This window comes from Arthrobacter sp. C9C5 (assembly GCF_013359735.1).
Classification (GTDB): Bacteria; Actinomycetota; Actinomycetes; order Actinomycetales; family Micrococcaceae; genus Arthrobacter.
In genome coordinates, this window is record NZ_JABFMX010000002.1 from 251,130 (window position 1) to 260,043 (window position 8,914).

Annotated in this window: 7 protein-coding genes; 6 read left to right on the forward strand and 1 reads right to left on the reverse strand. The window is 65.5% G+C overall.

Translation table 11 applies throughout. The features are described 5' to 3' along the window. The first annotated feature begins 202 nt into the window (after positions 1-202). Genes HNO80_RS02725 through HNO80_RS02735 form a run of 3 tightly spaced genes read left to right on the forward strand, consistent with a single transcriptional unit; the run spans position 203 to position 3,847 of the window. A complete protein-coding gene (locus HNO80_RS02725) occupies positions 203-1,132 on the forward strand; it encodes an ABC transporter permease (RefSeq protein WP_175321298.1) in 930 nt (309 codons plus the stop codon). Then, positions 1,122-2,114, forward strand: a complete 993-nt coding sequence (locus HNO80_RS02730; protein WP_175321299.1) for an ABC transporter permease — start codon at positions 1,122-1,124, stop codon at positions 2,112-2,114. Before HNO80_RS02725 ends, HNO80_RS02730 begins: the two co-directional genes overlap by 11 nt. A gap of 11 nt (positions 2,115-2,125) precedes the next feature. Continuing rightward, positions 2,126-3,847 carry an ABC transporter ATP-binding protein gene (locus tag HNO80_RS02735; RefSeq protein ID WP_175321300.1) on the forward strand — a complete coding sequence of 574 codons (1,722 nt, stop codon included), beginning with the start codon at positions 2,126-2,128 and terminating at the stop codon, positions 3,845-3,847. A gap of 106 nt (positions 3,848-3,953) precedes the next feature. On the opposite strand, the gene HNO80_RS18045 is transcribed toward HNO80_RS02735, so the two are convergent. Further along, positions 3,954-4,673 carry an SGNH/GDSL hydrolase family protein gene (locus HNO80_RS18045; protein ID WP_349627172.1) on the reverse strand — a complete coding sequence of 240 codons (720 nt, stop codon included), beginning with the start codon at positions 4,671-4,673 and terminating at the stop codon, positions 3,954-3,956. 387 nt (positions 4,674-5,060) lie between these two features. On the opposite strand from HNO80_RS18045, the gene typA reads away from it, so the two are divergent. The 3 genes from typA to HNO80_RS02755 all read left to right on the forward strand — a co-directional run bounded on the left by typA (position 5,061) and on the right by HNO80_RS02755 (position 8,466). Next, entirely contained in the window at positions 5,061-6,989 is a 1,929-nt protein-coding gene (gene typA, locus HNO80_RS02745; protein WP_175321302.1) for a translational GTPase TypA, read from the forward strand. Between the two features lie 27 nt (positions 6,990-7,016). Further along, positions 7,017-7,394 (forward strand): hypothetical protein, encoded by a 378-nt coding sequence (locus HNO80_RS02750; RefSeq protein WP_175321303.1) that lies wholly within the window; start codon positions 7,017-7,019, stop codon positions 7,392-7,394. A 262-nt stretch (positions 7,395-7,656) separates the two neighbouring features. Beyond that, entirely contained in the window at positions 7,657-8,466 is an 810-nt protein-coding gene (locus tag HNO80_RS02755) for a type IV toxin-antitoxin system AbiEi family antitoxin domain-containing protein (RefSeq protein WP_175321304.1), read from the forward strand. Positions 8,467-8,914 lie beyond the last annotated feature (448 nt).

The following is an 8,914-nucleotide window of genomic DNA, read 5'->3' on the forward strand; positions in this document are numbered from 1 at the left end:
GCGGGGGCTGCCTGGATTGGGGCCTCCGCCGTTGTTTTGCTTCCACCCCAATTTCTAAGCACCCGCCCCGGCCGGTGTTCTTCGCAGCCGGGCCGCCGTGACTACACCGGCGACGGCTGCACCCATAGTGAAAAGGTTCTTTGATGAACAACTCCGCCGCATCCTTGGACAGGATGCTTGCTGACGGGGGTGTCGTTCGCTGATGGCGACTTACATCCTCAAGCGTTTCCTGCAGCTGATCCCGGTCTTCCTGGGCGCCACGCTGCTGGTGTATTTCCTGGTCTTCAGCCTGCCGGGGGACCCCATCGTGGCCCTCTTCGGCGACAAGCCGGTCAACGAGGCCGTAGCGGCAAGGCTCCGGGAGCAGTACCACCTCGACCAGCCGTTCTGGATCCAGTACCTGCTCTACCTCAAGGGGATCTTCACCTTCGACCTGGGCCAGGACTTCTCCGGACGCCCGATCGCCGCGGTCTTGGGCGAGGTCTTCCCGGTCACGGCCCGGCTGGCCGTCATGGCGCTGATCTTCGAGGCCGTCTTCGGAATCATCTTCGGCCTGATCGCCGGCCTCCGGAAGGGCAAGTTCTTCGACGCGACCGTCCTGATCGCCTCCCTGATCGTGATCGGCATCCCGATCTTCGTGCTCGGCTTCCTACTGCAGTTCACCATCGGCGTCCAGCTCGGCTGGGCCAAGCCCACCGTCAGCTCGGCCGCCACGGTCCAGGACCTGATCCTGCCGGCGATCGTCCTCGGACTGGGCTCATTCGCCTACGTCCTGCGCCTGACCCGGACGTCCGTCATCGAAAACATGAACGCCGACTATGTGCGCACCGCCACCGCGAAGGGCCTGTCCCGTTTCCGTGTGGTCCGCGTTCACATCCTCCGCAACTCGCTGATCCCGGTCATCACCTTCCTCGGCGCCGACCTGGGCGCCCTGATGGGCGGAGCCATCGTTACCGAGGGCATCTTCAACGTCCCCGGCGTCGGCAACCGGCTCTACAGGGCCGTGACGCAGGGCGAAGGACCCACGGTCGTCTCGATCGTCACCGTGCTGGTGCTGATCTACGTCGTGTCCAACCTGCTTGTAGACCTGCTGTACGCCTGGCTTGACCCAAGGATCCGCTATGACGCCTGAGAACATGACCCCAGAGACGACCAACGCGGCCCCCGCCAAGCGGCACGTCGAGCACTTCGTCGCCGACTTCTCCGAGACGCCGCTGCAGGCAACCGACAAAGTCAAGGAAGATCAGGCACCCCTGAGCCTTTGGGGCGAGGCGTGGAAGAACCTGCGCAGGCAGCCGCTCTTCCTGATCTCCGCCTTCCTGATCCTCGTCGTCGTCGCCGTCTCGCTCTTCCCCTCGCTGTTTTCCGGCATCGACCCGGCCTCGGAAGCGTGCCAGCTGGCCAATTCCGACGCCGGACCGGCCGCCGGGCACCCGCTGGGCTTCACCCAGCAGGGCTGCGACGTGTACGCACGCGTCATTTTCGGCACGCGCTCTTCGGTGACCGTGGGACTCTTCACCACCCTTGGCGTCCTCCTGATCGGCGGCATCATGGGTGCCCTCGCCGGCTACTACGGCGGCTGGGTGGACTCCATCCTGGCCCGCATCAACGACATCTTCTTCGCGCTGCCGCTGATCCTCGGCGCCATCGTGCTGATGCAGCTTCCGGTGTTCCGTGCCAACCGCACGGCCTGGACGCTCGTGTTGATCCTGGTGACCTTCGGCTGGCCGCAGATCGCCCGCATCACCCGCGGCGCCGTGATCGAGGTCCGCAACGCGGACTTCGTGACGGCCGCCCGCTCGCTGGGTGTCTCCAAGTTCGGTGCGCTCATGCGCCACGTTATGCCGAACTCGCTCGCGCCGATCATCGTCGTGGCCACCATTTCGCTGGGCACCTTCATCGTCGCCGAGTCCACGCTGTCCTTCCTCGGCATCGGCCTCCCGCCGAGCGTCATGTCGTGGGGCAATGACATCCAGGCAGCGCAGGCCTCCCTGCGGTCCAACCCGATGCCGCTGCTGTACCCGGCCATCGCGCTGTCCATCACCGTCCTGAGCTTCATCATGCTGGGCGACGCCCTGCGTGATGCGCTCGATCCCAAAGCGCGCAAGCGATGAAAGGGGACGCCATGAACGCCTCTGTCGAATTCCACGAAGCCGGCGCGGCCGCCGGACGCCCGCTCCTTGAAATCAAGGATCTGGCAATCAGCTTCACCACCAGCAACGGCGAAGTGAACGCTGTCCGCAACGCGCACCTCACGGTGATGCCCGGCGAAACCGTCGCCATCGTCGGCGAGTCCGGTTCCGGCAAGTCGACGACGGCGCTGGCCGCCATCGGCCTGCTTCCGGGCAACGGCCGGGTGGCCGCCGGCCAGGTCATCTTCGACGGCGAGGACATCGCCCACGCCTCCGAGAAGCGCATGATCGAGCTCCGCGGCAACAGCATCGGCATGGTGCCGCAGGACCCGATGTCCAACCTCAACCCGGTCTGGAAGATCGGTTACCAGGTGCGGGAAACGCTGAAGGCGAACGGGCTGCCCAGCGGCCCGGACGACGTCGCGAAGGTGCTGTCCGAGGCCGGACTGCCCGATGCTGCGCGCCGTGCCAGTCAGTACCCGCACGAGTTCTCCGGCGGCATGCGCCAGCGTGCCCTGATCGCCATCGGCCTGTCCTGCCAGCCGCGCCTGCTCATCGCCGATGAGCCGACGTCGGCCCTGGACGTGACGGTGCAGCGACAGATCCTGGACCACCTGGACAAGATGACCACGGAACTGGGAACGGCCGTCCTGCTGATCACCCACGACCTCGGTCTTGCCGCCGAACGCGCCGACAAGGTCGTGGTCATGTACCGCGGACAGGTCGTCGAATCGGGTCCCTCGCTGGAGCTGCTGCAGAACCCGCAGCACCCTTACACCCAGCGGCTGGTCGCCTCGGCGCCGTCGCTGGCGTCACGGCGCATCCAGGCCGCGAAGGAACTCGGTGTCGAATCTGACGATCTCCTGGCACCCGCCGAGGACGTCGTCGTCTCAACGAGCCTGCCCGACGAGGTGCTCCAGATTGAGAACCTGAGCAAGGTCTTCAAGCTGCGCTCCGGCTTCGGCCGTTCCACCGACTTCACCGCGGTGGACGATGTCTCCTTCAGCGTCAAGCGCGGAACCACGACGGCGATCGTGGGGGAGTCGGGTTCCGGCAAGTCCACGGTGGCCCAGATGGTGCTGAACCTGCTCAAGCCCACCTCGGGCAAGATCGTGTTCGACGGCGTCGACACCTCCACGCTGAACAGCAAGGAGATTTTCGCCTTCCGCCGCCGCGTGCAGCCGATCTTCCAGGACCCTTACGGTTCCCTCGATCCGATGTACAACATCTTCCGGACCATCGAGGAACCGCTGCGGACCCATAAGATCGGTGACAAGGCCAGCCGCGAGAAGAAGGTCCGGGAACTGCTGGACCAGGTGGCGCTGCCGCAGTCCACCATGCAGCGGTACCCGAACGAGCTCTCCGGCGGCCAGCGCCAGCGCGTGGCAATCGCGCGCGCCTTGGCCCTCGACCCTGAGGTGATCATCTGCGACGAGGCCGTTTCCGCACTCGACGTGCTGGTGCAGGCGCAGGTGTTGAACCTGCTGGCAGACCTGCAGTCCCGGCTGGGCCTGACATACCTGTTCATCACCCATGACCTCGCGGTGGTCCGGCAGATCGCCGACCACGTGTGCGTGATGGAGAAGGGCAAACTGGTCGAAACCGGTTCCACCGACGACGTGTTCGACTCGCCGCAGCAGGACTACACGAAGGCCCTGCTCAACGCGATTCCCGGCGCCAAGCTCATGCTGCCGCCCGAGGTGGCAACGGCCTAGGGGCCGGCTGCTGCACCGTCACTGCCGCCTTTAGGAAGGGAGCCGGCGTCCACAACGTGGGCGCTGGCTCCCTTCCTGTTCGCTGTCGTTACCTGTGCGGTCGGTCCTAGACGAGCCCGAGCGCCTCAAGGCGTTTGCTCAGCAGGGCGGCCGCCGCCTCGTTGCCCTCGGCGTTCAAGTGGCGGTCGTCGGCAAGGTAGCGGTCAAGGCCGTAGCGGGTCAGCCAGTCGCCCACGCTGACGAAGGAAAGCCCGTACTCCTTGGCGACGGAACCCAGCAGCGAATCAACCTGTGTCCGGCGTCCGCCACCGGCCTGGGCGCCCCGCGCGAGCGTCCCGACCATCACTACTTCGGCGGCGGGGTAGCGTTCCTCAACGGCGTCGATCAGGCGCTCGGCGTGCTCTTCGATGTCGAAGTCGGATGCCCCCCGGGTGGCATCGTTTCCGCCGCCCTCAATGACAACCACCGGGGGTGCCCCGTACGGCAGATGCCATTCCCCGTTTTCCAAGGCATCGATGTAACTGCCGCGGGCGCCGTTGCCGACCACAAAGCCGGTGCCACTGCCGCCGCAGAAGACGACGTTGTAGCCGAGCTTCCGGAGGGCGAGCCTGGGCCAGCTCATCGACGGCTCGGACTGGGAATCGCCGATCAGCACGGCGGTGTTTTGAATGCCCTCGACGATGACTTCGTCCCTGCCGTTGGCCGGGTTCCGGTACAGCGATCCCGCTGGCAGGCCATCCGGGCCTGCGGCCGTCTTCTTGCTGACGGTGCCCGCGGCCGCCGGCTGGCCGGGACCGGCCGCCGCGGCCGCGGGAAGCTCCTTCACGCGGTCTGAGGTTTTAGGCAGCTCGGCTGCATCGGGAGCCGGGGTACAACTGCCAAGGAAGAGGGCTGCGGCGAGAAATGGCGGAGTGATACGGGCCATCCTCTGGGCGCTTGGCATGTCGGACTTCCCCCGCGTTCGTAGTTACTCCAGCAATAATGCGGCATACCCGGGCCGAATGCCAGTGACTTTGGTCACCTGACAGCGTGGGGACTCACGATTCGGTAACAGGCCGGGGGGAGGGGCGCTTTGGGATTTTAGGCCAATAAATGCCCTAGCGTCTAGAATGGATGAAGGCGCCCTGTGTCAAAGGGCCGTACCTGTCGTGCGTTCCGGTTGGAAATGTCGCGATACAACAGCTGACTTCACCACTGAATCGAGCAATAACGCATGTCTGAAACCACCACCAACACTGCGGTAGCCACTGCATCGCGCAGTGACCTGCGCAACGTCGCGATCGTGGCCCACGTTGACCACGGCAAGACCACTCTGGTCGACGCCATGCTCAAGCAGACCAACTCCTTTGCCGAGCACAACCACCTCGAAGACCGCGTCATGGACTCCGGTGACCTGGAACGCGAAAAGGGCATCACCATCCTGGCCAAGAACACCACGGTGGCCTACAACGGTCCGTCCTCGCACGGTGAGACCATCACGATCAACGTGATCGACACCCCCGGCCACGCCGACTTCGGCGGTGAGGTCGAGCGCGGCCTGTCCATGGTCGACGGCGTCGTCCTCCTCGTCGACGCCTCTGAGGGCCCGCTGCCCCAGACCCGCTTCGTGCTGCGCAAGGCCCTCGCCGCGCACCTCCCGGTGATCCTGCTGGTCAATAAGACCGACCGCCCCGACGCCCGGATCGAGGAAGTCGTCCACGAGTCCATGGACCTGCTCCTTGGCCTGGCCTCCGACCTCGCCGACGAAGTACCGGACCTGGACCTGGACAAGATCCTTAACGTTCCGGTCGTCTACGCCGCCGCCAAGGTGGGTCGCGCTTCGCTTGAGCAGCCCGCTGACGGCACCGCTCCGGAGAACGAGGACCTGGAGCCGCTGTTCCAGACCATCATCGACCACATCCCGGCGCCGACCTACAACCCGAACGGTGTGCTGCAGGCGCACGTCACCAACCTTGACGCCTCCCCGTTCCTTGGCCGCCTTGCCCTGCTGCGTATCTACAACGGCACCCTGCGTAAGGGTCAGACGGTGGCCTGGGCGCGCGCCAACGGCGAGCTCAAGAACGTCAAGATCACCGAACTGCTCGCCACCAAGGCCCTGGACCGCGTCCCGGCCGAGTCCGCGGGCCCGGGCGAGATTGTCGCCGTCGCCGGCATCGAGGAAATCACCATCGGTGAGACACTGACCGACGCAGAGAACCCGCAGCCGCTGCCGCTGATCACGGTGGACGACCCCGCCATCTCCATGACCATCGGTATCAACACCTCGCCGCTGGCCGGCAAGGTCAAGGGCGCGAAGGTCACCGCACGCCAGGTCAAGGACCGCCTCGATAAGGAACTGATCGGTAACGTCTCCATCAAGGTGCTCCCCACCGAGCGTCCGGATGCTTGGGAAGTCCAGGGCCGTGGCGAGCTCGCGCTCGCCATCCTCGTCGAGCAGATGCGCCGCGAAGGCTTCGAGCTGACCGTCGGCAAGCCGCAGGTTGTCACCAAGACCATCGACGGCAAGGTCCACGAGCCGATGGAGCACATGACCATCGACGTGCCCGAAGAATACCTCGGCGCGGTCACGCAGCTCATGGCTGCCCGCAAGGGCCGCATGACCAACATGGCCAACCACGGCACCGGCTGGTGCCGCATGGAATTCATCGTTCCGGCCCGTGGCCTGATCGGCTTCCGCACCAAGTTCCTCACGGACACCCGTGGCGCCGGCATCGCCGCCTCCATCTCCGAGGGCTACGAGCCGTGGGCCGGCCCGATCGAGTACCGCACCAACGGTTCGATGATCGCCGACCGCGCCGGCGTTGTGACCCCGTTCGCCATGATCAACCTGCAGGAGCGTGGCTCCTTCTTCGTCAAGCCCACCTCCGAGGTCTACGAGGGCATGATCGTCGGCGAGAACTCCCGCGCCGACGACATGGACGTCAACATCACCAAGGAAAAGAAGCTCACCAACATGCGTGCCGCTTCCTCGGACACCTTTGAGAACCTGACGCCGCCGCGCGACCTGACCCTCGAAGAGTCCCTCGAATTCGCCCGCGAAGACGAGTGCGTCGAGGTTACCCCGGATGCGATCCGCATCCGCAAGGTCATCCTGGACACCAACGAGCGTGCCAAGGCCAACCGCGCCCGCGCCAAGGTCTGATCCCGGTCTCCGGGCTTCGGCTGAGACGTGACTAAGAGAGCTGCCGGAAGGGCAGGCGGCATTGCCGCCGCCCTGCCGGCAGCTCTTTTTGTTGCCCTGGCCGGCACCGTGCTGCACCGGCAGCAGCTGCTGGTGGCCGGCGTCGAACTTCCCTGGGGCGCCGTGGCCGCGCTGGTGCTGCTGGCATCGGTGGAGCTGCTGCTCGGGTCGGCGTTCCGCTCCCTGGTCCCGACGGCGGTCTGCGGCGCGGGATGCTACGCGCTGACAGGCTGGTGGTCCACCCTCGAGATAGGCAAGCGGCTGATCATCGCGGACCTCGCCGGGAACCTGTGGATCTTCGGCACGGCCGCGGTCACGGTGGCCATGCTGCTCTGGTGCCGCCGCTACGCACGGCGCGCGGGGTAGCGCAGCCGCCGGACATGCCCATCCTTCGCCCGCGCGGGTGTACCTGCCCATTCCTCGTTGCCGCACCCTTGGGACATGCCCATTCTTCGCTCCCGGCAGTGGACATATTGGCAGTATGTCCACTGCTTGGGCCCGGCAGCGGACATGCCCCTTTCTGACCAATGGACATGTCCAGTCCGGGCGCCCGACACTGGACACGCACTTGTGCACATAGCGGAAACGGGGGCTGCTCCGAGCCGGGCGGCATCGAGACCATGGGGCCATGGTCAAAGTCAGTGAAGTCATGTCCAGCTACGACGGCGTGGCCCGCGCCAAGCATCTCGCGGCAGCAGGAATATCCAGCTTCCAGCTCAACGCGGCCCTAGCCAACGGAACGGTTGCCCGTGTGGCCCGTGGCGTCTACGCAATGCCGGGAGCGGATGCGCAATTGGTCGCTATCCGGTCCCTGCCCGCAGAGCCGGCCTGTGTCACTGCCGCCCACTTTGATGGGCTCTGGGTGCTCGAAGCGCCCAAGCATCCGCATGTTGCGCTGACCCACAGCCGCAGTTACCAGGGCTTTGTCTGCCACCGGTCAGCGGCACCGCCGACACTGCTGGACACCGTGGTCCAAAGCCTGCGTTGCCTGCCAGAGCTGGAGGGCCTCGCAATCGCCGAATCCGCTGTCGTGCTCAAGGGCCTTCCGCTGTCGTCACTTCGACAGCGGCTGGCCGGCCGGAGCGACGCCCGGGAGCGCAGAATTGCTGCGGCTATCGTTCCGCAGTCTCAGTCGGTCATCGAGTGCATGGCGCGGTTCCTGCTGCGACGGGCGGGCTTCCAGGTTGAGTCCCAGGTGAACATCCCGGGAATGGGCCATCTGGACCTCATGGTGGACGGCCGGCTGGGGATTGAAACCGATGGTGCCGGTTTCCACATGGACCGGGCGAGTTTCGAAGAAGACCGACGGCGGTGGAACGTCACCGTCCGGTTGGGCGTGCCCACCCTGGTTGTGACCTACCCGCTGCTCAAATACCGTCCGCAGGAATTCATAGCCATGGTCCGTGAGACGTTGAACCGGCTCTCCGCGGCCGCTTGACGCCGGTCGGCTCCGGGCTTAGGCAAGGAGGCCGTTGGATGTGCGCACTCCTTGCCGCCAGCACTGGACTTGTCCGCGTTGCAGCATCGTAGATGGACATGTTCCGCGGTCGGACGGGCGCTGAATGGGCATGCTCCGTTCGCGCGACGAGCAGTGGACATATAGGCACTATGTGCATTGCTCGGCTCTAGGCGAGGACATGTCCCTTGGCAGGCGCGGAGAGTGGGCATGCTCCCAGCGAGCGGCCAGGGATGGACATATACGTATTATGTCCATTGCTCAGTGCAGGGGGTGGACATGTTCCGCGGTGGCCGGGTCGGTGCGGAGTGGGAATGCTCCCCGCGCCCGGCCAGGGATGGACATCTACGCATTATGTCCATTGCTCAGTGCAGGGGGTGGGACACTCCTTCATCAAGGCCGTGATGGCGGCCGAAGGCGCGATCTTCGG